The organism is Bradyrhizobium sp. AZCC 1721, assembly GCF_036924715.1.
In the GTDB taxonomy this organism is placed as follows: Bacteria; Pseudomonadota; Alphaproteobacteria; order Rhizobiales; family Xanthobacteraceae; genus Bradyrhizobium.
Genome location: NZ_JAZHSB010000001.1, coordinates 5567560 through 5592552, shown reverse-complemented (window position 1 = coordinate 5592552; position 24993 = coordinate 5567560). Strand labels below are relative to the sequence as shown.

Annotated in this window: 19 protein-coding genes and 1 pseudogene; 9 read left to right on the top strand and 11 right to left on the bottom strand. The window is 63.8% G+C overall.

Features of this window, described 5'->3' with window-relative positions; genetic code table 11:
- Positions 1-52: 52 nt before the first annotated feature.
- The 4 genes and pseudogenes from V1273_RS26850 to V1273_RS26835 all read right to left on the bottom strand — a co-directional run.
- A complete protein-coding gene (locus V1273_RS26850; protein WP_334381004.1) occupies positions 53-1471 on the bottom strand; it encodes a M20 family metallopeptidase in 1419 nt (472 codons plus the stop codon).
- A gap of 90 nt (positions 1472-1561) precedes the next feature.
- Positions 1562-2809, bottom strand: a complete 1248-nt coding sequence (locus V1273_RS26845; protein ID WP_334411451.1) for a multidrug effflux MFS transporter — start codon at positions 2807-2809, stop codon at positions 1562-1564.
- Positions 2810-2931: 122 nt separating this feature from the next.
- Entirely contained in the window at positions 2932-3525 is a 594-nt protein-coding gene (locus V1273_RS26840) for an IclR family transcriptional regulator domain-containing protein (protein WP_334412270.1), read from the bottom strand.
- A gap of 6 nt (positions 3526-3531) precedes the next feature.
- Positions 3532-3687 (bottom strand): annotated as a pseudogene (locus tag V1273_RS26835) (helix-turn-helix domain-containing protein); the annotation flags it as partial.
- A gap of 238 nt (positions 3688-3925) precedes the next feature.
- Here V1273_RS26835 and V1273_RS26830 point away from each other — a divergent pair.
- From V1273_RS26830 to hemC, 4 genes are all read left to right on the top strand, one after another.
- Complete coding sequence (locus V1273_RS26830; protein ID WP_334364242.1) at positions 3926-4936, top strand: tripartite tricarboxylate transporter substrate binding protein; 1011 nt, start codon at positions 3926-3928, stop codon at positions 4934-4936.
- 53 nt (positions 4937-4989) lie between these two features.
- A complete protein-coding gene (locus tag V1273_RS26825) occupies positions 4990-5772 on the top strand; it encodes an enoyl-CoA hydratase/isomerase family protein (protein ID WP_334364241.1) in 783 nt (260 codons plus the stop codon).
- A 9-nt stretch (positions 5773-5781) separates the two neighbouring features.
- On the top strand, positions 5782-7887 hold the full coding sequence (locus V1273_RS26820; RefSeq protein ID WP_334411450.1) for an acetate--CoA ligase family protein: 2106 nt from the start codon (positions 5782-5784) through the stop codon (positions 7885-7887).
- A gap of 188 nt (positions 7888-8075) precedes the next feature.
- Positions 8076-9062, top strand: coding sequence for a hydroxymethylbilane synthase (gene hemC / locus V1273_RS26815; protein ID WP_334412269.1), 987 nt, complete (start codon positions 8076-8078; stop codon positions 9060-9062).
- 99 nt (positions 9063-9161) lie between these two features.
- On the opposite strand, the gene V1273_RS26810 is transcribed toward hemC, so the two are convergent.
- From V1273_RS26810 to V1273_RS26795, 4 genes are all read right to left on the bottom strand, one after another.
- Entirely contained in the window at positions 9162-11696 is a 2535-nt protein-coding gene (locus tag V1273_RS26810) for a branched-chain amino acid ABC transporter ATP-binding protein/permease (RefSeq protein WP_334411449.1), read from the bottom strand.
- The gene (locus V1273_RS26805) at positions 11693-12568 is read right to left on the bottom strand and encodes a branched-chain amino acid ABC transporter permease (RefSeq protein ID WP_334411448.1); all 876 of its coding nucleotides are present in this window, start codon (positions 12566-12568) and stop codon (positions 11693-11695) included. Before V1273_RS26805 ends, V1273_RS26810 begins: the two co-directional genes overlap by 4 nt.
- A gap of 102 nt (positions 12569-12670) precedes the next feature.
- Positions 12671-13915, bottom strand: a complete 1245-nt coding sequence (locus tag V1273_RS26800) for an ABC transporter substrate-binding protein (RefSeq protein ID WP_334411447.1) — start codon at positions 13913-13915, stop codon at positions 12671-12673.
- A 187-nt stretch (positions 13916-14102) separates the two neighbouring features.
- A complete protein-coding gene (locus V1273_RS26795; RefSeq protein WP_334411446.1) occupies positions 14103-15059 on the bottom strand; it encodes an IclR family transcriptional regulator in 957 nt (318 codons plus the stop codon).
- Between the two features lie 146 nt (positions 15060-15205).
- Here V1273_RS26795 and V1273_RS26790 point away from each other — a divergent pair, with 146 nt between their 5' ends.
- From V1273_RS26790 to V1273_RS26780, 3 genes are read left to right on the top strand one after another with little or no spacing between them, the layout of a single operon-like run.
- Positions 15206-17005: a thiamine pyrophosphate-binding protein gene (locus V1273_RS26790; RefSeq protein WP_334411445.1), complete on the top strand. Its 1800-nt coding sequence runs from the start codon at positions 15206-15208 to the stop codon at positions 17003-17005.
- Between the two features lie 20 nt (positions 17006-17025).
- Positions 17026-17730 carry an SDR family oxidoreductase gene (locus tag V1273_RS26785; protein ID WP_334411444.1) on the top strand — a complete coding sequence of 235 codons (705 nt, stop codon included), beginning with the start codon at positions 17026-17028 and terminating at the stop codon, positions 17728-17730.
- A gap of 18 nt (positions 17731-17748) precedes the next feature.
- A complete protein-coding gene (locus V1273_RS26780) occupies positions 17749-18132 on the top strand; it encodes a cupin domain-containing protein (RefSeq protein WP_334364234.1) in 384 nt (127 codons plus the stop codon).
- Between the two features lie 132 nt (positions 18133-18264).
- Here V1273_RS26780 and V1273_RS26775 read toward each other — a convergent pair whose 3' ends face one another.
- The 3 genes from V1273_RS26775 to V1273_RS26765 form a co-directional block, all read right to left on the bottom strand.
- The gene (locus V1273_RS26775) at positions 18265-18489 is read right to left on the bottom strand and encodes a hypothetical protein (RefSeq protein WP_334381012.1); all 225 of its coding nucleotides are present in this window, start codon (positions 18487-18489) and stop codon (positions 18265-18267) included.
- Between the two features lie 324 nt (positions 18490-18813).
- Positions 18814-19614 (bottom strand): SDR family NAD(P)-dependent oxidoreductase, encoded by an 801-nt coding sequence (locus tag V1273_RS26770; RefSeq protein WP_334364232.1) that lies wholly within the window; start codon positions 19612-19614, stop codon positions 18814-18816.
- A 42-nt stretch (positions 19615-19656) separates the two neighbouring features.
- Positions 19657-20598, bottom strand: coding sequence for a hypothetical protein (locus V1273_RS26765; RefSeq protein WP_334364231.1), 942 nt, complete (start codon positions 20596-20598; stop codon positions 19657-19659).
- A gap of 196 nt (positions 20599-20794) precedes the next feature.
- On the opposite strand from V1273_RS26765, the gene V1273_RS26760 reads away from it, so the two are divergent.
- Complete coding sequence (locus V1273_RS26760; RefSeq protein WP_334411443.1) at positions 20795-24268, top strand: indolepyruvate ferredoxin oxidoreductase family protein; 3474 nt, start codon at positions 20795-20797, stop codon at positions 24266-24268.
- A 143-nt stretch (positions 24269-24411) separates the two neighbouring features.
- Positions 24412-24903, top strand: a complete 492-nt coding sequence (locus tag V1273_RS26755; RefSeq protein ID WP_334411442.1) for a hypothetical protein — start codon at positions 24412-24414, stop codon at positions 24901-24903.
- Positions 24904-24993: the final 90 nt, after the last annotated feature.

Genomic DNA, 24993 nt, shown 5'->3' with positions numbered 1-24993 from the left:
CACACGGCTTCGGCAATCCGGCCGTTTCTGTGCGCCAAATTTGTTCGCTTGGTCAGACCAGCGACATGTCCAGCGGCGGGGCCACGCTGTCCGGCAGCGGGCTGACATAGGGGGTGCGGGCGGTGCGCTTGTTCAGGTCGGCCTTGGCGGCGGCGATCAGGTCCGGTTCCGTCAGAGCCCTGACGCCCAGCGCCGCCATGGCCTTGGCGGCCTGCACCATGGCCTTGTGGGCGTGCGGGCTCTTGCCCTGCGCCACCACCTGCCAGGTGTGCAAGGGGGTGCCGATGGCAATGGTCGGGGCATGAACCTGGACGGTCGGCACGACCCAGCTCACGTCGCCGACATCGGTGGATCCGATCAGCGGGTTGCGCTTGGCGTCCAGCGGCACGATGAAATCGGCCAGTGGCCGGTCGGTCGGCTCCATGCCGATCGCATGGTAGACGGTAGCGATATCCTTCTCGGTCAGCGTCGAGCGGATTTTTTGCGCGAAATCCTTGTCAGCCTCGTCGAAATGCGGCGGGCCGAGTTCCTCCATGATGTCGTGAAGGGCCTGTTCGAGCGGGGTGTTGGGCAGCAAATTGGAGACGGCGGAAATGATCCGCATCTCCACACCCGTTTCGGTCATCAGCGCCGCGCCTTGCGCGATCTTGTGGACGCGCTCCACCAGTTCGTTCATGCCGGGCAGATCGCGGGCGCGGATCGAATAGCGCACGCGGGCATGGGCCTGCACCACGTTGGGGGCGATGCCGCCGGTGTCGAGCAGGGCATAGTGAACACGCGCGTCGCTCGGCATGTGTTCGCGCATGTAGTTAACGCCGACATTCATCAGTTCGACCGCATCCAGCGCGCTGCGGCCGAGATGCGGCGAGGCCGCGGCATGCGAGGTGCGCCCGGTGAAGATGAAGTCGGCGCGGGTGTTGGCGAGCGAGGGCGTCACCACGACTTCCCAGAAACTGTGGGGATGCCAGGTGATCGCGATATCGGCGTCGTCGAAGGCGCCCGATCGCACCATGAAGGTTTTCGCCGCTCCGCCTTCCTCCGCGGGGCAGCCGTAATAGCGCACGCGCCCCGGCACCTTGTGCTCGGCGAGCCAATCCTTCACGGCCGTGGCCGCGAGCAGGGCGGCGGAGCCGAGCAGATTGTGGCCGCAACCATGGCCATGGCCGCCGGCCTGCAGCGGCCGCGGTTCCGCCACTCCAGCCTCCTGGCTGAGACCGGGCAGGGCGTCATATTCGCCAAGGAAGGCGATCACGGGTCCGCCTTTGCCCCATTCGCCCATCAGGGCGGTAGGAATGCCTGCGACCTGCTCCGTGATGCGGAAACCCTGATGACGCAGCTCGGCGAGATGTTCGGCGCAAGAACGCGTCTCGGTGTAGCAGATCTCGGGCATCGCCCAGACCCGGTTGCTCAAGTCTATGAAGCGCGGCTTGATGGTGTCGACGCCACGCCAGATGCTACTGCGGTTATCCATCTTCCAATTCCTGACTTAGAGGCGATGTGAGCAATTGTTACCAGCTTCGCGAGATAACGCCCAGCGCAGGGCAGGTATCCGCCATGCTCGTCACACCTTAAAGACGTGCGGCCTGAACAGCCGGCCCTTCTCCACCACCAGCACCACCGCGAGCGCGGCCAGCGTGCAGAGCAGAAAGCCGGTCGCGAACGGCACCAGCGTCCCGTCGTAATCCTGGCCGATGGTGGCGCCGATGCCGATGCCGAGCAGGGTGGTGATCGAGCCGTACAGCGACGCGGCGGTGCCGGCGATATGGCCCTGCGGCTCCATGGCGAGCGCGGTGAAATTGGCGATCATCAACCCGAACGCAAACATCATGGATACCGAGAGCACCATGAACAGCGGCAACGGCAGCATCTGCATTTTCGCCGCGACCAGCATGGTTGCGGCGATGACCACGAAGCCTAGCAGAGCAGCGTGGGAGATCACACGCATGCCGAGGCGGCCGACGAGGCGGGAATTAACGAAGCCGGCGATGGCGGTTCCGACCGCGACGCCGGCAAACGCAAGCGGAAAATAATATCCGAGCTTGTAGATCTCGGTGAACACCTGCTGCGACGTAAACACGAACGCGAACAGCGAACCCAATATGCCGCCGGCGACCAGCGCATAACCCAGCGTCTGGCGATTGGTCAGCGTCTGGCGGAACGCGTCAAGCACCTCGCCGACGGCGAGCGACCTGCGCTTTTCGACCGGCAGCGTCTCCGGCATGCGCAGCGCGCTCCAGATCAGCACCACCACGCCATACAGCATCAGCACGATGAAGATGCCGCGCCATTGCGTCAGCAGCAGCACGGCCTGGCCGAAGGCCGGGGCGACCACGGGCACCGCGATGAACATCATCATCGCCAGCGACATCACGCTGGCCATGCGCCGGCCGGCATAGCAGTCGCGCACGATCGATGTCGCGATCACGCGGGTTGCCGAGGTGCAGAGGCCTTGCAGTGCGCGAGCCAGCAGCAGCGTTTCGAAAGAGGGGGCGGCAATCGCGAGCAGGCTGGCGATGCAATAGACGGCCATGCCCCCGAGCAGGACCGGCCGCCGGCCGAACCGGTCGGATAAGGGGCCCATCACGAACTGCCCGACGCCGAAGCCGACCAGGAAGATCGACAGCACCATCTGCGGCCGGTTGGCCGAGGTGATGTGGAAGGCGGACGCGATGTCCGGCAGCGCCGGCAGCATCATGTCCATCGCAAGCGGATTCAGCGCCATGATCGACGCGATCACGATCACAAATTCGGGGAAGCCCATCGGGCGGTGGCCTGAAGCGGCCAAGGCATCGGCACTGGTATCGGACAACGAAAAACCCTCTTGAGCGCGGCACCTTATGGATTCTAGTGCGATGCACAATCGGCGTTTTCGAATGGCAGACCATCGGCCGAACGCACATCGATCGGGCAGATCAGTGCTGCCAGGCTGACCTATTCGCCGGCGAGTGCCTCATTGCACCGCTTGGCAAACACCATGAGATAGGCACCCATCTCGGCGGAAAGCCGCGCGGTTGGTTGCACATTCTGTGTGCTCATGTTCAGCGCATAGACCGGCAGACCTTTGACGACGATCGGTGTCGCAACCGCGAGAACGCCGCGCTGCCACGACACGGCGCAATACCCATCGCGCTTGACCGACCGGATCGATCGTTGCACCTCGGCGAGCAAGCTTTGCGTTGCCCCGGCGCTGCGCCGCTTGAATGTTGCGAACAGGCGGGCTCTTTCCTGTTCAGTGATGCCCGCCAGATAGGCGCGCCCGAGCGAGGTCAACTCCATCGGCACCTGCTGTCCCGCAACGACGTTGCGTAGCGCCACGCGCGGGTCGAAGCGCACTGATTCCAGATAGACCATCATCGAGCGGTCCGCGGTGGCCAGTCCTACATTTATCCTTCGCCGCATGGATTCGGCACGCATCATCCGGCCCAAGGCGTTGAGCACCGGCGAGCTCACGCGCATCGCATGCCCGAAGCTGATCACCGCTGCGGCGAGCCGGTAGGCGCGTTCGCTGCGAACGTCGTCCAGCATGCCCGATTGCACAAGCGTGCGCGTGAGCCGGCTGACCGTTGCGCGGGGAATTCCGGTTCGTTCCGCGATCTCTCCATTTCCGAGAACATCGATGCCCTGGCGGAATGCGCGCAGGATCTCGATGCCCCTTTGCAACGAACGATTGCCGCCCGCAGCTCTCATGGCGCGCCGCCTCCCTCGGCTTGTCCAAGGGATAGGCGAGATCGCCGGCGGGAAGCAAGCGGCCGGCCCATGCCGTCACCTTGGCAGCGTCGGCACCTGTTCTGCCAATTCCACTAGATGGAAATGGCCTCGGGCGCTGCAGAATTGCCCGTGCTAGCTGCAGGAGCGCGGCCCGGAAAGAAGCCGCCGTGACAGACGCATTTTCCAAATGCCCGAAAACAGCCCAAGGGAGGCACGCATGCCAAAGAGCAAGGCCATCTGTCCTTCAAGAACCGCGGCGCGCCGGCGCCTGCCGATCATTGTTGCCGCTCTGTCGTTGATGGCGGCGCTGGCCGGCACCCCGGTCCGGGCCGAATACCCGGCCAAGGTCATCAAGATCGTCGTTCCCTTCTCCTCCGGCGGCGGCACCGACATCATCGCGCGAACGCTGGCACAGGAGATCTCGACGGATTTGGGTAAGCCGGTCATCATCGAGAACAAGCCGGGCGCCGGCACCGTCATCGGGACCCAGCTTGTCGCGACCAGCGAGCCCGATGGCTACACGCTGCTACTGGCAAGCTTCGCCCATGCGGTCAATCCGAGTCTGAACAACAAGCTTCCGTTTGATCCGCACAAGGATTTCGCGGCGGTCTCGCTGATCGCGCGATCGCTCAATATCGTCGTCGTCAATCCAGCATCGAAGATCAAATCGGTCGCCGACTTGATCGCGGAAGCCAGGGCCAACCCTGCAAAACTCAACTACGGTACGTTCGGCACGGGGACTTCGGCCCATCTGGCGGGCGAACTGTTCAAATCGATGGCCAATGTGAACCTGACCACGGTGTCTTACCGGGGCGCCGCGCCGGCGATCACCGATCTTTTGGGCGGCCAGATCGATGTCATCTTCACCACGGTGGCAAGCGCCGCCTCGCTCATCGGAGGCGGGCAATTGCGAGCATTGGCCGTCACTACCGCGGAACGTTCGTCTGCATTTCCCGATTTGCCGACGGTCGCCGAGGCCGGGGTGCCAGGCTACGCCGCGGAGAGCTGGTACGGATTGTACGCGCCGGCGAAGACGCCTGCGCCAATCATCGAGCGTCTGAACAAGGCCGTCGCAAAGGCGGTTCAATCCTCGGCTTTCAAGCGCCTCGAAACCAATGAGGGCCTGATCATGGTCGGCGGCGCCCCCGAAGAGCTCGACCGCTATGTGCGGGACGAGGAAGCGCGATGGGGCAAGCTGATCAAGGACGCGAACATCAAGGTGGAGTAGTCCGCAACGTCGCCAGGACATCCATGAGATCCATCATCCGGTGAGAGGTAACGATGACTAGCCTGGTCGAGTATTCAGTTGAGGATTCCGTCGCCATCGTGCGATTGAACAGGCCGGATGTGCGCAACGCCATCAACGATGAGATGCGTGCCCAGTTCATCGCCGTGTTCGACCGCGCCGGTAACGACGAGGCGGTGCGGGCAGTGGTCCTCACCGGCAATGGAAAATCGTTCTGTTCGGGCGGCGATATTTCCGGCATGCGCGATCGGCTGCAGGCGCCGGCCGGAAAGGTGGCGTTCAACGGCTGGCGCAGACAGCAGCAGACTCACCGCAGTGTCGCGGCACTCCACGGCATGGGGAAGGTGACGGTTGCGGCGGTGAACGGCGCCGCCGCGGGTCTCGGATGCGATCTCGCGCTCGCCTGCGATTTCATCGTGGCTTCGGAAGATGCGGCGTTCAGCATGAGCTTCGTTCGTCGCGGACTGGTCTCCGATGGCGGAGGCATGTACTTCCTGCCGCGCCGGATCGGGCTGTCCCGCGCCAAGGAGATGATCTTCACCGGCCGTCCCGTGGGTTCGGCCGAAGCCATCGCGATTGGCCTCGCAGATCGCGTGCGTTCGGCCGGGACGCTCGTGCATGATGCGGCCGCATGGGCGCGCGATCTCAGCAAGGGTTCTCTTGCAGCCATCGCTCTGACCAAGGGGATCATGGACCGCACGTTTGAAACGGCGGAAGAGCAGGTCTTTGCATTGGGACGCGAGGCCCAGGCGATCTGCTACACGACTGCCGAGCACCGGGAATCGGTGGCGGTATTCCTCGACAAATCCGGGCGCTAGGAGGCCGATATGGACGCTCTGGAACGTTTGATCCGACCGAAGAGCGTGGCGATCATCGGCGCGTCGGCCGATGCCGGCAAGTTGACCAGCCGTCCGCTCGCCTTTCTGCAAAAGCATGGCTACGGGCACGAAATCTTTCCCGTGAACCCACGCTATCCGTCGATTTCCGGCCATCCCTGCTTTCCGGACATCCGGTCGTTGCCGCATGCGCCCGATGTTGCCATCGTTCTGGTCGGCTCTGCGCGCGTTCCGGAAGCGGTGAGGGACCTCGGCGCCATCGGCACCGGGGCGGCCATCGTGCTCGCCGGCGGATTTGGCGAAAGCGGCGCGGACGGAATGGCGCGACAGCAGGCGTTGAAAAGCGCCGCGGGCGGCATGCGGCTGCTCGGGCCGAATACGATCGGCCTCGTCAATCTCACCGATGGGATCGCATTGTCGGCGAGTGCGGCGCTTCAGAACAGCCAGGCTGTGCCCGGCTCGATCGCGCTGGTATCGCAGAGCGGGGGCATTCTCGGATCGCTGCTGTCGAGAGCCGAGGCCCAGGGGATCGGGTTTTCCAAACTGATCGCGACGGGCAATGAAGCCGATATCGATGTATCCGATCTCGTCGGCTACCTGATCGACGATCCCGCCACGCAGGTGATTGCGCTCTATCTGGAAGGCCTGCGCAAGCCGATGCAGTTTCGCCAGGCGGCGCAGCGGGCGGCGCAGGCCGGCAAGCCGATCGTCGCCTTCAAGGTCGGGCGATCCGAGTCCGGCGCCCATGCCGCAAGCTCGCATACCGGAGCGCTCGCGGGATCGGATGCCGTCTACGATGCGTTGTTCAGGCAACTCGGTATCATCAGGGCGCTGCAATTCTCCGATCTGCTCGATATTCCGCTGGCATTAAGCTCCGGGCGGCGACTGAAAGGTCGCCGTATCGCCGTGGTGACATCAACCGGCGGCGCGGCGAGCCTGGTCGCCGACGCGGCCGGCCTGGCGGGGTTTGAGACCCTGGCGCCGGACCAGATGACGGCCGAGCGCTTGAAGGCGCTGAACATCCCGGATGTCGTGCTGGATCGAAACCCGATCGACGTTACCTTGGCGGGCGTGAAATCCGAATACTTTCGAGGTGTGCTCGACAGCGTGCTCGAAAGTCCTTCCTACGATGCGGTTGCCGTCATCCTGGGATCGTCCTCGATCACCGAGCCAGAGATTGTCGGCGCGCCCTTGCGCGATTGCTTCGCCCGGACCGACAAGCCGATTGTGACATTTGCCAGTCCCCACGCGCCGCAGGCGATCAGGCATCTCAATCTCTCGGGCATACCGACTTTCGCCACCCCAGAGGCCTGCGCCACCGCGTTTTCCGCCATGTGGCGCATGCGCGACAAGAGTTCTCCGCAAGTCAGCGCGCCGACTGTCCCCGCGGCGTTTGGAGCCGATGTCCAGAGCATGCTGCGGCCAGGTCCTCTCAACGAGTATGAGAGCAAGGCGCTGTTTGCGAAGTTCGGCGTTCCGATCACCCGCGAGGTCTGTGTCGCTACATCAGAGAAAGCTGCGCCCGCTGCGCTGAATTTCGGCGGCAACGTCGCGATCAAGATTCTCTCGCGCGAGGTGCTTCACAAGTCCGATGTCGGGGGAGTGGCGGTTAATATCGCGCCCGGTGAGGCCGGAGCCATCTGCATGCGTATGGCAGAAGGCTTTTTGTCGGCGACAGGCCGAAAGCCCGAGGGATTTCTGGTTCAGGAACTGGTGACCGGTGGCATCGAAATGATCCTCGGTTTCAAGTACGACAAGCAGCTTGGCCCCTCGATCCTGCTCGGCACGGGCGGCATCGCCGCCGAACTTTACAAGGACACCGCCGTGAGACTGGCGCCGCTTTCGCGGCGGGATGCGGAGGAAATGATCGACGAGCTGAAGTCTGCCCCGCTGCTGCGCGGCTTTCGCGGCCGTCCCGTTGCGGATGTCGATGCTCTCGTCGACGCCATGCTCGCTTTCTCCAGCATGGCGACGTCGATCGGAAAGAACCTACTGGAGGCGGAGATCAATCCTTTGTTTGTCTTGCCGAGAGGGAACGGAGTTAAGGCGGGAGACGGTGTCGTCGTTGTCGCGGCAGATGGGGATGGCAGAGGCTGAAGCCCTCCTGGCAGGTAAATTGCTTTGTTGCACAATGGGTTGCTTCGAGATGAGCGGCCGAAGGGGCCGGCTATCAAGCGGCCGGTTTTCCCGCCGCCAAAGACGTTGTTCTGGAGGACCGCTTGCTCTATCCCCTACGCTCGAGACAATCGTTGTGATCGAACGGAGACCTTGTGTCCGGACAGACCTTGAAGATTGGCACGCGCAAGAGCGCGATGGCGCTGGCGCAGACTGAAGCGATCGCACGGCTGCTGCGCGCGGCCGATCCCGCGCTTGATGTCGAGATCGTCAAGTTCGAAACCCGCGGCGACCAGGACCAGACCAGCAAGCTGCTGCGCCACGGCGGCAAGGGCGGCGCCTTCGTCGCCGAAATTCGCGAGGCCATGCGCGGCGGAGAATTGCAGGCGGCGATGCATTCGCTCAAGGACGTTCCCGGCAACGAGGAGACGCCGGGCCTAATCATCGCGGCGACCCTGCCGCGCGATCCGGCCAACGACGCGCTGGTGTTGCGTCCGGGCCTTTCGCTGGATGCGTTTTGCGCATCGAAAGGTAAAGGCTTCAAGATCGGCACCAATGCGGTGCGACGCGCCGCCTATCTGCGCCGGCTATTCCCCGAGGCCACCGTAATCCATTTCCGCGGCGCCGCCGATACCCGTGTCGCAAAGCTCGATCGCGGCGACAAGCAGCGGCTTCCCGATGGCGGCGAGGTGGGACCGGCGGATGCGCTGGTGATGGCAAGGTCAGGGCTCGAACGCATCGGAATGGCATCGCGTATCGTCCATGACTTTTTGGTTCGCGAAATGCTGCCCGCGGTAGGGCAGGGCATCGTCGCGGTGGAATGCGTCGAGAAGGACTGGGTCACGCGCGGCCGGCTCGCCAAGATCGAGGACGCCTCGTCGCGCCTCTGCGCCGAGGCCGAGCGCGAAGTGCTGTGGGTTTTAAACGGCCACTGCAACTCGCCGATCGCCGGCCATGCGACGTTGGCGGATCGTGAGATGACGCTGACGGCCGCCGTGCTGGATGAAGCCGGCGACTGCTTTATCGAGGTGTCGCGGAGTGGCCCGGCAGATCGCCCCCGCGAACTCGGTCGCGCCGTTGGGCTCGATCTGCTCGACAAGGGCGCGGCAGAGATTATCGCGCGCACGCGGCCGCAGGAGGATTCCCTGCTTTCGTGAGGGACGCGTTCCCCGGATGGAGCGAAGCGACGAAGCAATCCATAGAGCCGCAAGCGTAGACATGGATTGCTTCGCTGCGCTCGCAATGACGGGTGAGTATTACAGCCACAAGATCTTCTTGCGATATTCGAGATCGGTCAGCAGCGGTTGCGCCGGTCCTTGATGGAACACCGCGCCGCGTTCCAGAGCGAAGACGCGGTCGGCGAGCGCCAGCACCAGGTCGAGATTGTGCTCGACGATCACGATGGAGATGTGTTGTCGCAGCCGGTCGAACACCTTGAACAGTTCGAGGATCACGGCCGGTGCCAGCCCCTCGAAGGGCTCATCGAGCAGCAGGAGTTTGACATTGCCCGACATCGCGCGCGCCACCGCCACCATCTGCTGCTCGCCGCCGGAAAGATAATCCGCCGCGACGTCCATGCGCTCGCGCAGACGCGGGAAATAGTTGAGGATCTGCGCTTCGTCCCACACCACGCCGTTGCTGCCGTCGGTCTTGCGCGCGAGACGCCCGAGCGAGAGATTTTCCCGTACCGTCATCCCGGCGAACAGGCCGCGGCCCTGCGGCACATAGCCGATGCCGGCGCGCGCTATCTCGGGCGCAGGCAGGCGGGAGATGTCCATGCCGGCATATTCGATCGCGCCTGACGACAACGGCACGAGGCCTGCGAGCGTCTTCAGAAGCGTCGACTTGCCGGCGCCATTGCGGCCGAGCAGCGCAACGATTTCCCCTTCGCGCACGTCGAGGGTGGCGTCGTGCAGGATATGGCTCTTGCCGTAGAACGTGTTGACGCGTTCGAAGCGCAGAATGGGGGCTGTGCTGTCGCGGGCCTGCTCGCTCGTGATATGCTCGACCTCGGGAACGCCGGTGCCGGTATAGATCTCCTGCACCTTGCGGTCGGCGCGCACGGCCTCGGGCGTGCCGGTCATCAGCACTTCACCCTGGTTCATCACGGTGACGGTGCGGGAGAAGCCGAGCACGCGATCGATGTCGTGCTCGACGATCAGGACCGGAATGTTGGCGGCGATGTTCTTGACCAGGTTCGAGACGCGCTCGCGCTCGGCGGCGGCAAGCCCGGCGAGTGGTTCATCCAGCAGCAGCACCTGCGGCTTGGAGCCGACCGCGATGCCGAGATCGACCAGCCGCTGCCCGCCATAGGACAGTTCGCCGCCTTCGATTGTCTCGATGCCTTCGAGGCCGAGGAACTTGATCAGCTCCGCGGTCTCGGCGTGGATATCCCTGTAGTGGTCGATGTCGCGCCACAGGTCGAAACGCCCCGGGCTTTGCGCCTGTAGCGACAGGCGGAGGTTTTCGTAGATCGACAGCCCCTTGAACAGGTTGGTGATCTGGAACGAGCGCGCCAGCCCCTGATGGCAGATCGCCTCCGACGGCACACCCTGGATCTCGCGGCCGTTCAGCCTGATGGTGCCGCTGTCGGTCGGATAGAGGCCGGAGACCAGATTGAACAGCGTGGTTTTTCCTGCGCCGTTCGGCCCGATCAAGGCGTGGATTTCGCCCGCGCCGACGGTGAGGCTCGCATCGGTCACCGCGCGAATGCCGCCAAAGCTCTTCGAGACGCCTTGCACGTTGAGCACAATACCCTCGAGCGCTTTCGGCCGCAGGAAGGCCGGTAAAGGCAGGTCTTGGTAGATTTTGCGCCTGCTCATCGCGGCGGTTTCTTCCGGCGGCGGCCACCAGCGCTTTACGAGTGTCGCCCAGATGCCGACGAGGCCGCCTGGCGAATACAGCACGAAGGCGACGAAGACGAGACCGAACCAGAGCAGCCAGTTCGGCGTCCAGATTGAAAACAACTCGCGGAACAGGATGAAGAACAGCGCGCCGATCGCCGGGCCGAGCATGCTGCGCATGCCGCCGATCACGACGATGGCGAGCAGTTCGCCTGAGAACGGCACGGAAACGGCCTCGGCAGAGACCAGATAGTTCTGGAAGCCGATCAGCCCGCCGGCAAAGCCGGTCACGACCGCCGAGATCACGAAGACGCCGAGCTTGTAGCGCTCGACCGGATAGCCCTGGAACGTGGCGCGCAACTGGTTCTCGCGGATCGCCATCAGCACATGGCCGAACGGCGAGCGCACCAGCCGCAGCAGGAGATAAAGCACGCCGAGGCAGAGTACGGAGACGACGACGTAATAGTTGAGTGCGTTATCGAGGCTGAACGGGCCAATGCTGCCCCGCTTCAGGCCGCCGAGACCGTCCTCGCCGCCGGTTACCGCGGTCCAGCGAAAAGCGATGGTATAGGTCAGCGCCGACAGCGCCAGCGTCAGCAGCGAGAAATAGACGCCGCGTCGGCGCAAAATGACGAAGCCGACGAAGGTCGCGATGACGGCGACGACGATCGCCGCAAGTAGCAGCGGCAGGAAGATGTCGCCACCGAACCAGTTGCGCTGGATCAGTCCCGCCGCATAGGCGCCGATGCCGAACCAGGCGCCGTGGCCGAACGAGACGAGCCCGGTATAGCCGATGCAGAGGTTGAGCCCCATCGCGGCAATGGCGAGCGCCACCACCATCGTGCCGGTGTTGAGTGACAGGCCGAGCAGATAGAGGCCGAGCGGCAGCACGATGACGGCAAGCGCGGCCAGCAGCAGCGGACGAAATTTGGCGGCAGGCGTCATCATTCGAACTTCTCGATACGTTCGCCGAGCAGCCCGCGCGGCCGCACCATGAGCACCAGGAACATCAGCACATAGATCGAGGCTTCACCGGCAGCCGGCGCGAAGTGGATGGTGATGCCCCTGACGACACCGACCAGAAGGGCTGATATCACCACGCCCCAAAAGCTGCCGAGGCCGCCGATCACGACGACGACAAAGGCAACCGTGATGATCTCGGCGCCCATCGCCGGATGCACGATCGTGATCGGTGCAAAGAAGGCGCCGCCGAGCGCGGCCATGCCGACGCCCAGCATGACGATCGCGGTCATGTAGGGCTGCAAGCGAATGCCGAGTGCGGTGACCATGTCCGGCCGCTGGATGCCGGCGCGCACCACGCGGCCGAACGAGGTCTTGTGCAGCAAGAGCCAGACACCGAGCAGGACTGCAGCGACGACGGCGAGGATGAGCAAGCGATAGCGCGAGAACAGGAAATCGCCGAGGAACACCGAGCCGCGAAGCGCCCGCGGGATCGCGGCCGAGATCGGCGGCGCGCCCCAGATGATGCGGATCGCCTGTTCAGTCACCATGGCGAGGGCGAACGTCACGAGCAAGCTCAGGATCGGGTCGGCGTCGTAGAACCTTCGCAGGATGAAGCGCTCGAAGAGAATGCCGAGCAGCGCGACCGCAACCGGCGACAGCACCACCGCCGAGCCGAAGCCGAGATACTTCGTGATCTCGACGGAAATGTAGGCGCCGAGCGCATAGAACGCGCCATGCGCGAGGTTGACGATGCCGCCGACGCTGAAGATCAGCGACAGCCCAAGCGCAATCAGGAGGTAATAGCCTCCGAGCACCAGGCCATTCACCACCTGTTCAAGCAGGAATCCAAACTGCATCTGCGATCCGCGACCCTAACCGCACCTTGAAAAAGAGGCGGCGCCGGCCGATCTGTGCCGGCGCCGTTAACGCCAGTGTGCCCGACGCCCGGATTCGGGCTTCTATGCCTTCATGTTGCAGGGATTTTGCGTCTTCGTCGGGTAGATTGTTTCAAGGTCGGCGCCCGCGGCCGGAACGGCCTCGCCGAGCACCAGCATGTCCCACTTGTCCTTCATCTCGTTCTTCGCCTTCACCGTGAAGGGATAGGCCTCCTGAACGAGCTGATGGTCCCAGGATCGGAAATACGCCTTGCGCGACTTCATGATGTCGAACTGCGTCTGCTTCTCGAAATAGCCGATCAGCGCGTCGCTCTCGGTCGACTTGGTCTCGGTGATCGCCTGCGCGATCATTTTCAGCGTGATGTATTCGATCCAGGCATGGTTCTCCGGCGGCTTGCCGTATTTCTTGCTGAAGGCCTCGACGAAGGCCTTGGACGCCGGATTGTCGAGCGTGTGGTACCAGACCGTCGGCCAGGTGCCGGAAAGATTGCCTTCGCCCATCGCCCAGGCGTCGCCGGTATTGAGGTTGAAGCCGACGAGCGGGTAGGGGAAGCCGAACTCGGCATATTGCTTGACGAGATTGGTGACCTGGTTGCCGGCGAGGTTGCAGCAGACGACATCGGGCTTGGCCTGCCGCACCTTCAGGAGATACGGGCTGAAGTCGGTAACGTCGGTCGCGATCAGCTCGTCGCCGATCAGGGTAGCGTCGTTGGCGCTGAAGAAGGCCTTTGCCGCCTTCAAGAGGTCGTGGCCGAAAATATAGTCCGCCGTCAGCGTGACGAACTTCTTGCCCTTCACCATGCTCTTCTGCTTGAGCGCGGTGCCGACGGCGTTGACCATCACCGTGTTGGGAATGTCGCAATGGAAGGAGTAGCGGTTGCAATCCTTGCCGCGCAGCGCGTCCGAGCGCGCGCCGGTCGAGAAGAACACCTTCTTGTTGCGTTCGGCGACTTGCATGATGGTCAGCGACGAGGCGGATGAGATTTCGCCGAACAAGAGCACGGCGCCGTCCTGTTCGATCATGCGCTGCGCCTTGGTCGAGGCGGTGGCGGGGTTGACGGAGTCTTCCGACATCAGGTCGATTGGCTTGCCCATGATGCCGCCGGACGCGTTGATCTCTTCCGCCGCCATCTTCACCCCTAGCTGGGCGTAGCTGCCGATCGCGCCGAGGAAACCGGTCAGCGGCACCAGATGGCCGATTTTGATCCGCGCGGCCTGTGCGCGGACGATGGCGGGAGATCCGACAGCGGATACGCCGGCAAAAGCGGCGCCGGCCTTCAACAGAGTGCGTCGGCTAAAGCGGGTCATGACTGATCTCCTCCCGAGAGTTCGCCTTGACGTTCCCCCTCCGATTCCCGCTTATGCGACAATGTGAGAGACGTTCTTTTATTATTGTAGGATATTTCCGGACGCGGCGTCGGCTGTCAACGCCAAATGCGTCGTGGCCGCGCAGCACCGCGCACTGAGGCAATTCAGAAAGAGCGAGGTCAGGAAATCAGGAGGATTTCACCAGACCCCGTGCGCCGAATTCGATCGACAGCCGGCTGGCGGCCGATTGCACCAGCTTGGCGCGGCTCTGCACCACCTGATCGGTCATGCGCCAGATCGGGCCGGAGATGCCGAGCGCGCCGATCACTTCGCCGGTGAAATGATACACCGGCACCGCAACGCAGCGGACTTCTGCGTTGTATTCGCCGTCGTCGAACGCGATCGCGTTGCGGCGGATTTCGGCGATCTCGCGCATCAGCACGGCGGGATCGGTGATCGATTTTTTCGTCGAGGGCTTCAGCTCGACGCGTTCGAGAAAGCGCTTCAACTGATCGGGGCGGAGCGAGGCCAGCATGATCTTGCCGAGCGCGGTGCAGTGCGCCGGCCGCACCACGCCGACGCGGTCGGCCAGTTGGAACGCGCCAGCCCCGCTGGTGCGGGCGATCACGACCACCGCGTCGCCCATGCGCACGGCAAAATGACCGCTCTCGCCGGTCTCTCGCGACAGCTCTTCCAGGATTGGCGTGGCCAGATTGACCATCTCGATTTCGTCGAGCGCGCTGGCCGCCAGCGCAAACAGCGGCCGGCCGACGCGGTAACGTTTGGAATCGCGCTCCTGCCTGAGATAGCCGAGCGACACCAGCGTCTTGGCGAGATGAAAGGTGGTGGAATTGTGCAGGCCGACCAGCTTGCTGAGATCAGCCAATCCAATGCCTTCGCGGTGGCGCGCGACTTCTTCCAGGATCGAGAACGCGCGCCCGAGCGACTGCACGCCGCCGCGTGCGCGCTCCTCGGCTTCGTCGTCGATGTTGGGCTCGCTCGACGGCATCAGCCTTGCGATCGAAACCTTGCGTGGGCCTGCAGGCTTGTCGCTCGTCTTCGGCTTGGCGCGCGGCTTCACGGAATCAGTTCTCCAGGTGGGCGAGGCGAAGTCTAGCAGGTCGCCCTTGCCCTTCAACGGCATCACCTCCGGTCGGAGGCGCGATTCGCAGCATACCACAATAGCAATTGACGTACAGTATTATGAGAAATAGGTTCGCGAGGCAGCCGACCGCGCGAGGTAAAGACGCGGAGGCGAATTCGTTGGGCTTAGGGAGAGAGAGTGAATCGATGTCGCGTAACATGCTCAACGGCGCCCAGGTCATCGTCGACTATCTGATCCAGGAAAAGGTGCCGCAGGTGTTCGGCCTGTGTGGCCACGGCAACATCCAGTTCATCGACGCGCTGTATGAACGTTCCCACGATATCAAGACGATCTCGGTGCATCACGAGAGCGTCGCCGGCTTCATGGCCGACGTTTACTACCGCGTCTCGGGCCGGCCGACGGCGACGTTTACCTCCTGCGGGCCCGGCTCGGCGAACCTGCCGATCTCGCTTGCGAATGCCTTTCTCGATTCCGTGCCGTTCCTGGCGGTGACCGGCAACGTGCCGACCAGCCAGTTCAACCGGGGCGCCTTCCAGGAGATGTACCGGCATCATCAAGCCGATTTTCCTTCCACCGTGCGCACGATCTGCAAGAAGGTGTTCCAGCCGACGCGCGGCGAAATGGTGCCGCTGGCGGTCCGGCAGGCCTGGAAGACCATGACAACGGGCCGCCCCGGGCCTGTCGTGCTCGACGTGCCCTTCGACGTGTTCATGGAATCGGCGGCCGAGGAGGCGCCGAATGCGATCGAGTGGAACGCCAACATATCGAGCCGTTGCGGCGCCGATCCGGAGGGCGTGGTGAAAGCCGTCGACATGCTGCTCGGCGCCGAGCGGCCGGCGATCATCGTCGGCCAAGGCGTGCGCTACGGCGGCGCGGCGGAGGAACTGCTGCGGCTCGCCGAGCGGCTGCAGATTCCGGTCGCGGCTTCCGCCAGCGGCCTCGGCGCGATCGACTGCAACCATCCGTTGGCGCTGGGCCTCGTCGCGCGCGCCGGGCACTATCAGGCCAACCACGCGACGCGTCAGGCCGACGTATTGCTGGCAATGGGAATGCGGTTCGACGATCGCACCTCGAGTTCGTGGATCCCGGGCTATTCCTTCACCATCCCGCCGACCCGGCTGATCCATGTCGACATCGATCCCGAGGAGATCGGCCGCAACTATCCGGTCGCGCTCGGCCTGATGGCCGACGTCCGCACCTTCCTGCGGCAGGTGCATGCCGAACTCGATCGCCGCGGCGATCTCGCGAAGAAGCTGGACGCGCGCAAGAAGTGGCTCTCGCAGATCGATGGCTATCGGAAAGAGTGGGACAAGTTCGTCGCCCCCGGCTTTTCCGACGACACCACGCCGATCAATCCGCAGCGCGCCGCGCTCGAAATCGACAGGGCGCTCCCCGAGAATGCGATTCTGGTCAGCGATATCGGCGTGCACCACAACTGGCTGCTCGGCTTCTGCAAGCCGCGCCGGCCGGATTCGCTGATCGGCTCGATGGGATTTGGCCCGATGGGTTTTGGCGTTGCCGGCGTGATGGGCGCGAAGTTCGCGGCGCCCGACCGTCCTTGCGTCTCTGTGTGCGGCGACGGCGCGTTCTTCATGCACGCCAACGTGCTGGGGACGGCAGTCGAATACAATCTGCCCGTAGTCTGGGTGGTCTGGAACAACTACGCCTACGCCTCGATCCGCGGGCTGCAGCGCGGCTATCTGAGTGGCCGCGAGCTCGCGACCGATTTCCACGATCCCAACTCCGGCGAGCGCTACAATCCGGATTTCGCCGCGATGGCGCGTTCCTGCGGCGTCGAGGGCGTGCGCGTCGATCGCGCCGGCGATCTCGGCGAGGCCATCCGCAAAGCCATCGCGGCGAACAAACCCTATCTGATCGACGTCGATATCGCCGCCGACATCAATCCGGTCGGTGCGGGCGTCTGGGAATTGCCCGGGCTCGGGCAGAGCAAGGCCGGTATCGGCACGCGTTACCAGCCCGCCTGATCTCACTTCGAGGAAATCACATGCTGCTAGCAGGCAAGAAAGTCGTCGTCGTCGGTGGTTCCTCCGGCATCGGCATGTCGACCGCGGAGATGGCGAAGCGCGAGGGTGCCGACGTCATCATTGCGTCCCGCAATGTCGAAAAGCTCGACCAGGTGGCGGAGAAGCTGAACGCCATCGCGATCCCCGCCGACGTCACCAGCGATGATAGTGTCGCAAAGCTGTTCCGCCGTTGCGGTCCGGTCGATCATGTCGTGGTCACGGCGGCGCAGCTTCGCACCGGGGCGTTCAAGACGGTGGCGATGGAAGATGTGCGCGTCACCATGGAGGGCAAGTTCTGGGGCGCGTGGCGGGTCGCGCGCGAGGCCGAAATCCGCGCCGGCGGCTCGCTGACCCTGGTCTCGGGTTTTCTCAGTGTCCGTCCGCGGCCGAACTCGGCAATCGTCAGCGCCGCCAACGGCGCGCTGGAGTCGCTGGCGAGGGCGCTCGCGCTGGAATTGGCGCCGGTGCGTGTCAATGCGGTCTCGCCGGGCGTGATCGACACCCCGATCCGTGCTGCGATGCCGGAAGAGGCGCGGCGCGACATGCTGGCGAAGACGGCGGCGGCGCTGCCGGCCGGGCGCGTCGGTGCGGCTGAGGACATCGCGCGGCAAATCCTGAGCTTCATGGCGAACGGTTTTGCGACCGGATCGATCGTCTATGTCGATGGCGGGGCGCTAGTGATCTGACCGGCAAAGGAGGCAATCATGGCTCCAGAAAACAACGGCGCCTTTATCCGCAATATCGCCGAAGTGCCGTGGCGCGAATTCCCCAATCACTTTGGCGGCGCCCTATCAAAGCCGCTGGCGATGCCGGAGACCGCGGGCTCCCGCCACATCGACTATCGCATCTCGATGTACCAGCCGATGGCCCATGTCGCGCGCCACAAGCACCTCGTGCAGGAGCAGATCTATCACGTGCTCGAAGGCGAGGGGCTGATGGAGATCGCGGGAAAAAATCACGTGGTGCGCAAGCACGACGTCATCTTCCTGCCGCCCGGCGTCGAACACGCCATTTCGAATTCGGGGTTGGTCGATCTGGTGTTCCTGGTGATCACCTCGCCGGTAACGGATGAGGAGAAACCGGTGTGAGCTGCGTTTCCCGGGCGCAGCGCAGCGCGTTAGCGGTGCGCTGCAGAACCGGGGTCCATACGCTGTTGGTGGGTCCCGGCTCTGCGGCGCAGCGTTGCACGCTGCACCGCGTCCGGGACACGGAACCAAGAATCACGCCGCAAGATCCTGCAGCAGCAGTGACGAGCCGCGAATCAGCACCTTGCGTCCCTTCGCGGTGATAACCGGCACATCGCCGTGCATCACGGCGAGTTCGAGCGCGATCAGGCCGTCGATCGTGGTGCGGCTCATGCGGGGCAGGCTCGAAGATGGAGTCCGCAATGCCTTCAGCGTTTCCCACTGCGCCGGTGTCAGCTCGTAGTCGAATTCTTCGTTCATGGTGCCTCGGCTTCCCACAATTCTTGTGGCGCCTCATAGCGAGCGCACATGAAATTCGTACGACCGCAACGAGACGGGATTTCGACAAGCGACGACGTTGCTGTCACATCATCGTGTCATTGGAATCGATCGATTTTTTTCGAATCACGCGGGGCGACCAAAAACGAACAACGCCGGCGCAGATCGCGTGAGCAGGGGCGCGTCAAAAAGACCGCCCAACGGCCGCAATCCTTAAGAGAAGGTTACTAATTAAAGGTAAACACACGGGGCGGGAGTAATACGGTTCCCGCCACTGTATCTACGATTCTCGCGGACACATCACGACTATCCCCGCCGCACGCTCGCGCCGCCATCGACCGGCAGTGTCACGCCGGTGATAAAACTCGCTTCGTCTGAGGCGAGGAACAGCGCGGCGTTGGCGACGTCCCAGCCGGTGCCCATCTTCTGGCGCAGCGGCACCTTGCTGTCGCGTTCGGCCTCGACCTCGGCGCGGCTCTTTTTGAATTCGCGGGCGCGGGTGTCGACCGCCATCGGCGTGTTCATCAGTCCGGGCAGGATCACGTTGGCGCGGATGCCGTATTGCGCGTTCTGGTAGGCGAGCTGTTCGGTGAAGGCGATCATCGCCGACTTGGTCGCCTTGTAGGCGACGTACGGATAAGTCGTGATCGCGGCCATCGAGGAGATGTTGATGATCGCGCCACTTCGTTGCGCCCGCATGATCGGGATGACGTGCCTGGCCGCCCACACGCAGCTCTTAAGGTTGATCGCGACGCAGCGGTCGAACGCTTCCTCGCTGATATCGAGCAGTTCGGCGTCGCCGCCGGCCAGGCTGACGCCGACATTGTTGTGCAGCACGTCTATGCGGTCCCAGCGTGCTTGCGCATCCGCCACCATCGCCTTCAACTCGGCGCTTTTTGTGACATCGGCCCTGAAGGCTGCCGCGGTGCCGCCGCTTGCGGCGATCATGTCGACGGTCTCCTGCGCCGAGGCTGGATTATGATCGACGCACAGCACTTTGGCGCCCTCGCGCGCAAAGGTCAGCGCGGTGGCGCGGCCGTTGCCGATGCCTTCGCCGGGGCTCTGGCCGGCGCCGACGACGATGGCGACACGATCTTTTAGGCGCATCTCATTCCACTCCCCGCATCGGTACTGTTTCCGGATCATGCCCTAGCCGTAGAGCGCTTGGTGCTCCTGCTCGTAGTTAGCGTAGGAATCCTTGATGCTCGCCATGTTCAACAGCATGGTGGCGACCGGTGTGTCGTCGGCTGCGAACACGGTGGTGCGGACCCAGACGCTTTCGGTGCGGCGGCTGCCGCTGAGCGCGACGACCTCGCGTTCGGTTGCATAGGTCTCGCCGACGAATAGCGGCCCGCGCAGCAGGCGAATCTCCTGATCCGCGAACAGCCCGACCGCGGGGCCGCGGACCGGCAGCCGGTCTTCGCGGGCGCGGTACTGAAACAGCACGCTCAGCATTTCGAACGGGATGATCGCGCGGCCCCAGGGATTGAGCTCCTGGGAATAATACGCGGATGGTTCGGTGATGAGCTTCAGCTTCTGCTCAAGCGAAAACGGATAGAGATCGCCCATATGCTGGTCGAAATCCATTTTCACGGCCTGACGCGGCGTCTTCATGCCAACCTTGACGTCGGCGAGGATGACGGGATCGGCGAGCGGCTTCAATTCGCCGAGTCGCCGGGAAAGTGCTGTTTCCATTACGTCGCCGACGGAAGCGGTGCCGCGCAAAATCTCGGTGCCGTCGTGCTTGGTCATCCCGATCGCACAAGTCGTTTGCCCCGGCTTCGGTTTCTCGATGTTCGCCTGCACTTCTTCGCCTTCGAAGGCGGGATTGCGGTAGTGCGCGGACAGGCAGCCGGTTTCGAACCAGGCCTGGCCCCAGATGCGTTCGCACAGCGGCGCGAACTGGCTGAAATGGGTCGGGCCCTCGATGGTGCCGCCCTGAAAGCCGAGCTTCTGCGCGGTCGCATCGTCGTGGATCGAGGCGTGCGAATCGTAGACCTGCGCGTGGAGCATTTGCCTCGGGCTCCGCCACGGCCCGACGAGCAGATTACCGCTCTCCAATATCTCGGTTCTGAAGGCCGGTTCTGTCATCGCTGGCGTCTCCCTTTATTCCTAAGCGTTTCAAAGAAGGAAGGCTTCCGCAAGAGGCCCGGCCGATCCACAACACGGGCGAGATATGCCCTGCGGCCATGAATTCACGCTGGGCACGCATAGCAAAATCGGTGCATGCTGTTCGCAATTAGACCGGTTCAAATAACCGGCGGAACGTGCGACGGGGAGCGGACGAATGGCGTTGATGGAAGTGGGACTGGACGACAAGTACCGTCTGGATGCGAAACGGATTTTTCTGTCCGGTACGCAGGCGCTGGTCCGGTTGCCGATGTTGCAGCGCGAACGCGATCGCGCACAGGGGCTCAATACCGCAGGCTTCATCTCCGGCTACCGCGGCTCGCCGCTCGGCATGTACGATCACGCGCTGTGGCGCGCCAAAACTTTCCTCAAGCAGCATGACATCGAGTTCTCGCCGGGTCTCAACGAGGACCTGGCGGCCACCGCTGTGTGGGGCAGCCAGCAGGTCGGCATGTTCCCGGGCGCCAAGGTCGATGGCGTATTCGGCATCTGGTATGGCAAGGGCCCCGGCGTCGACCGTTCCGTCGATGCGCTGAAGCATGCCAACTCCGCCGGCACCTCGCCGAATGGCGGCGTGATTGCGCTGGCCGGCGACGACCATGGCTGCCAGTCCTCGACACTGGCGCACCAGAGCGAGCAGGTGTTCGCCGCGGCGCTGATGCCGGTGGTCAACCCGGCCACGCTGCAGGATTATCTCGATCTCGGCATTTTGGGCTTTGCGCTGTCGCGCTATTCCGGCTGCTGGGTCGGGTTCAAGGCGATTTCCGAGACGGTCGAAAGCTCGGCCTCGATCGTCAGCGATCCCGATCGCATCAAGATCATCATGCCCGACGATTTCGAGATGCCGCCGGGCGGGCTTTCGATCCGCTGGCCCGATGCGCCGATGGAGCAGGAGCGGCGGCTGCACGGTCCGAAGATGCAGGCGGTCGCCGCATTCGCGCGCGTCAATCGCTTCGACCGTATCGTGCTGGATTCAAGGCCGGCGCGGCTCGGCATTATGGCGACCGGCAAGGCCTATCTGGATCTGCGGCAGGCGCTGGCCGATCTCGGCATTACCGATGTGGAAGCGCGGGCACTGGGATTGCGTATCTACAAGGTGGCGCTGACCTGGCCGCTGGAGGAATCCGGCGCGCGGGCCTTTGCCGAAGGCCTGCAGGACGTGCTCGTGGTCGAGGAGAAGCGCGGCTTTATCGAGGACCAGCTTGTCCGCATTCTCTACAACATGGATGCCGCGAAGCGCCCTTCGGTGGTCGGCAAGCTTGACGAGGGCGGCGCCATGCTGTTGCCGAGCGAAGGCGAATTGACGCCGACCATGGTGGCGGCGGCCATCGTGGCGCGGTTGCGAAAACTAGGTCATCGCAGCCCGGCACTGGAGCAGCGTCTGGCAAAACTCGAGGCGTTCGACCGTCCCGTGGACGGCGTCGGCACCGCAAAGCTGCAGCGGACACCGTATTTCTGCTCGGGCTGTCCGCACAACACCTCGACCAAGATCCCCGAGGGCAGCCGCGCGATGGCCGGCATCGGCTGTCACGGCATGGCGCTGTCGGTGCCGAACCGCCGGACGCAAACGATCTCGCATATGGGCGCGGAGGGTGTCACCTGGATCGGGCAGGCGCCGTTCACCAGCGAGCCACATGTGTTCCAGAATCTCGGTGACGGCACCTACACCCATTCCGGCCTGCTCGCGATCCGCGCGGCGGCGGCTGCCGGCGTCAACATCACCTACAAGATCCTCTATAATGATGCGGTCGCGATGACCGGCGGCCAGCCGGCCGAAGGCGGGCTTTCGGTATCGCAGATCGCGCACCAGGTTTCGGCGGAGGGCGCCAAGCGGCTTGCCATCGTCTCCGACGATCCCGAGAAATATCCGACGAGTTATTTCCCTTCTGGCGCGACCGTTCACCACCGCCGCGAGCTCGACTCCGTGCAGAAAGAGCTGCGCGAGGTCAAAGGCCTCACGGTCCTGATCTATGACCAGACCTGCGCGGCGGAAAAGCGCCGGCGCCGCAAGCGCGGACTCTATCCGGATCCGCCGAAGCGCGTCTTCATCAACGAACGCGTCTGCGAAGGCTGCGGCGACTGCTCTTCCGTTTCGAACTGCGTCTCGGTGCAGCCGCTGGAAACCGAATTCGGCCGCAAGCGGCGGATCGACCAGTCGAACTGCAACAAGGACTTTTCCTGCATCGAGGGCTTTTGCCCGAGCTTTGTCACGGTGCATGGCGGACGCTTGCGGAAAGCCGATCGGGCGGCGGCTGATCCCTCGGCGCTGTTTGCCGATCTGCCGACGCCGGCAGGCCCCGCGCTCGATGGCGCCTACAACATCCTCGTCACCGGCATCGGCGGCACCGGCGTCATCACCATCGGCGCGCTGCTCGGCATGGCCGCGCATGTCGAGGGCAGGGCGTGCTCGACGCTCGACTTCACAGGGTTATCGCAGAAGAACGGCGCTGTGATGAGCCACGTCCGCATCGCGCCGCAGGCCGACGATCTCTCGACCGTCCGCATCGCCCCTGGCGGCGCCAATCTCATCCTCGGCTGCGACATCGTGGTTGCCACCAGCATCCCCGCGCTGAGCCGGGCCGAGCGCGGCGTGACGCGGGCGATCGTCAATGCCGACCTCTTGCCGACCGCGAGCTTCGTCATCAATCCCGACATCGATTTCGAGGCGGGAACGATGCGGGATTCGCTCAACGAGGCGGTCAGCGCATCCGACCTCGACATTCTCGATGCCACCGGGCTTGCCACCGCGCTGATGGGCGACAGCATCGCCACCAACGCCTTCATGCTCGGCTTTGCGTTCCAGCGCGGGGCAATCCCGCTGTCGCTGGAAGCGATCATGAAGGCGATCGACCTCAATGGCGCGGCGATCGAGATGAACAAGCTCGCGTTCTCCTGGGGCCGGCTCGCGGCGCACGATCTGCCGCGCGTCGTCAGCGCCGCACGCTTCAAGAGTTCGGGCGCGGCGCCGGTCCGGCGCACGCTCGACGAAAGCATCGCGTTCCGCGCCAAGTTCCTGACGGACTATCAGAATGAGGCCTACTCGAAGCGCTATCTCGCCGAGGTCGAGCGCGTCCGCGCCGCGGAAGCCAAGGCCGCGCCGGGCTCGCATGAACTGACCGAGGCTTTTGCCAAGGGCCTGTTCAAGCTGATGGCCTACAAGGACGAATACGAGGTCGCTCGACTTTATTCCGACGGCGAGTTTGCAAAAGCGCTGAAGGAGCAGTTCGACGGTGACGCGAGCGTCAAGGTCAGCCTCGCGCCGCCGCTGCTGGCATCCCGCGATAGACTGACCGGGCATTTGCGCAAGCGCGAATTCGGCTCCTGGATATTCCGCGCCTTCGACATCCTGTCCCGCTTCAAGTTCCTCCGCGGCACCGCGTTCGATCCGTTCGGCTATTCAGCCGAGCGGCGGATGGAGCGGGCCCTGCCGGGCGAATATTCCGCGATGATCTTCCGCCTCCTCGACAGGGCCAAGCCGCATGACTGGCCGCGTCTGGTGGCGCTGGCGAAATCAGCGGAACTCGTTCGCGGCTATGGCCATGTCAAGGAAGCCAATGTCGCGAAATACCGTGCGGAGTGCACGCGGCTGGAAGCGGCGATCGGTCAGCCGGTGGCGCAGGCCGCCGAGTAGGAACTGTTCATCCGGCACGTGAAGTTTTTCGCAGCCCGGATCAGTCACCGGTAACTGAGGGCGGGAACGGCTGGAATTGTCCGGCCGGTGCCCTACATGACGGCTGTTCTTAAGTCTTTTGGGTTGATTTCAGGAGGCCTGCGATGGTCCTGAAAAACGCTATTGCCGCAGCACTTTGCGCTGGGCTCCTGATGTCGGGCAGCGCCGCGCTGGCAGACGAATATCGCGCGGGCGAACTCCTCGAGCTCGATCCTTCCAAGGCCATGCTCTCACCGAAGCGGCTCGGCCCGGAGACGCGATTCGCCCCGGTCCGGATCGAGGCCAGAACCGATCGCAAGCAGGTGAAGACGGAGCGCGTGGTCGTGCCAAAGCCCGCCGCCGCGTCCAAAACGGCTGCGCTCAAGACTGCTGCGCCTAGGACTGCTGCGCCCAAAACTGCTGCCGCCAAGACTGTCGCGCCCACGACTGTCGCGCCCAAGACTCACGTGGCGCATGAGCGTGTGCAGAAACCGCGCGGCTCTGCCCGCACCAAATTGGCGCGACCCCACAGCAACCCGCTCGACGCCCAGGCCCGCGACACGCGGATCCAGACCTGGCCGTGCAAGTCCGGCGGCATCTGCGACTGGCAGCGGTAGTTGCTACAACTCTTCACCTTCATCCACCTGTCGCAAAACCTTCGGCCAGCATTCAAATTGCTCGGGCACACCTTCGTCGTGATTCGACGA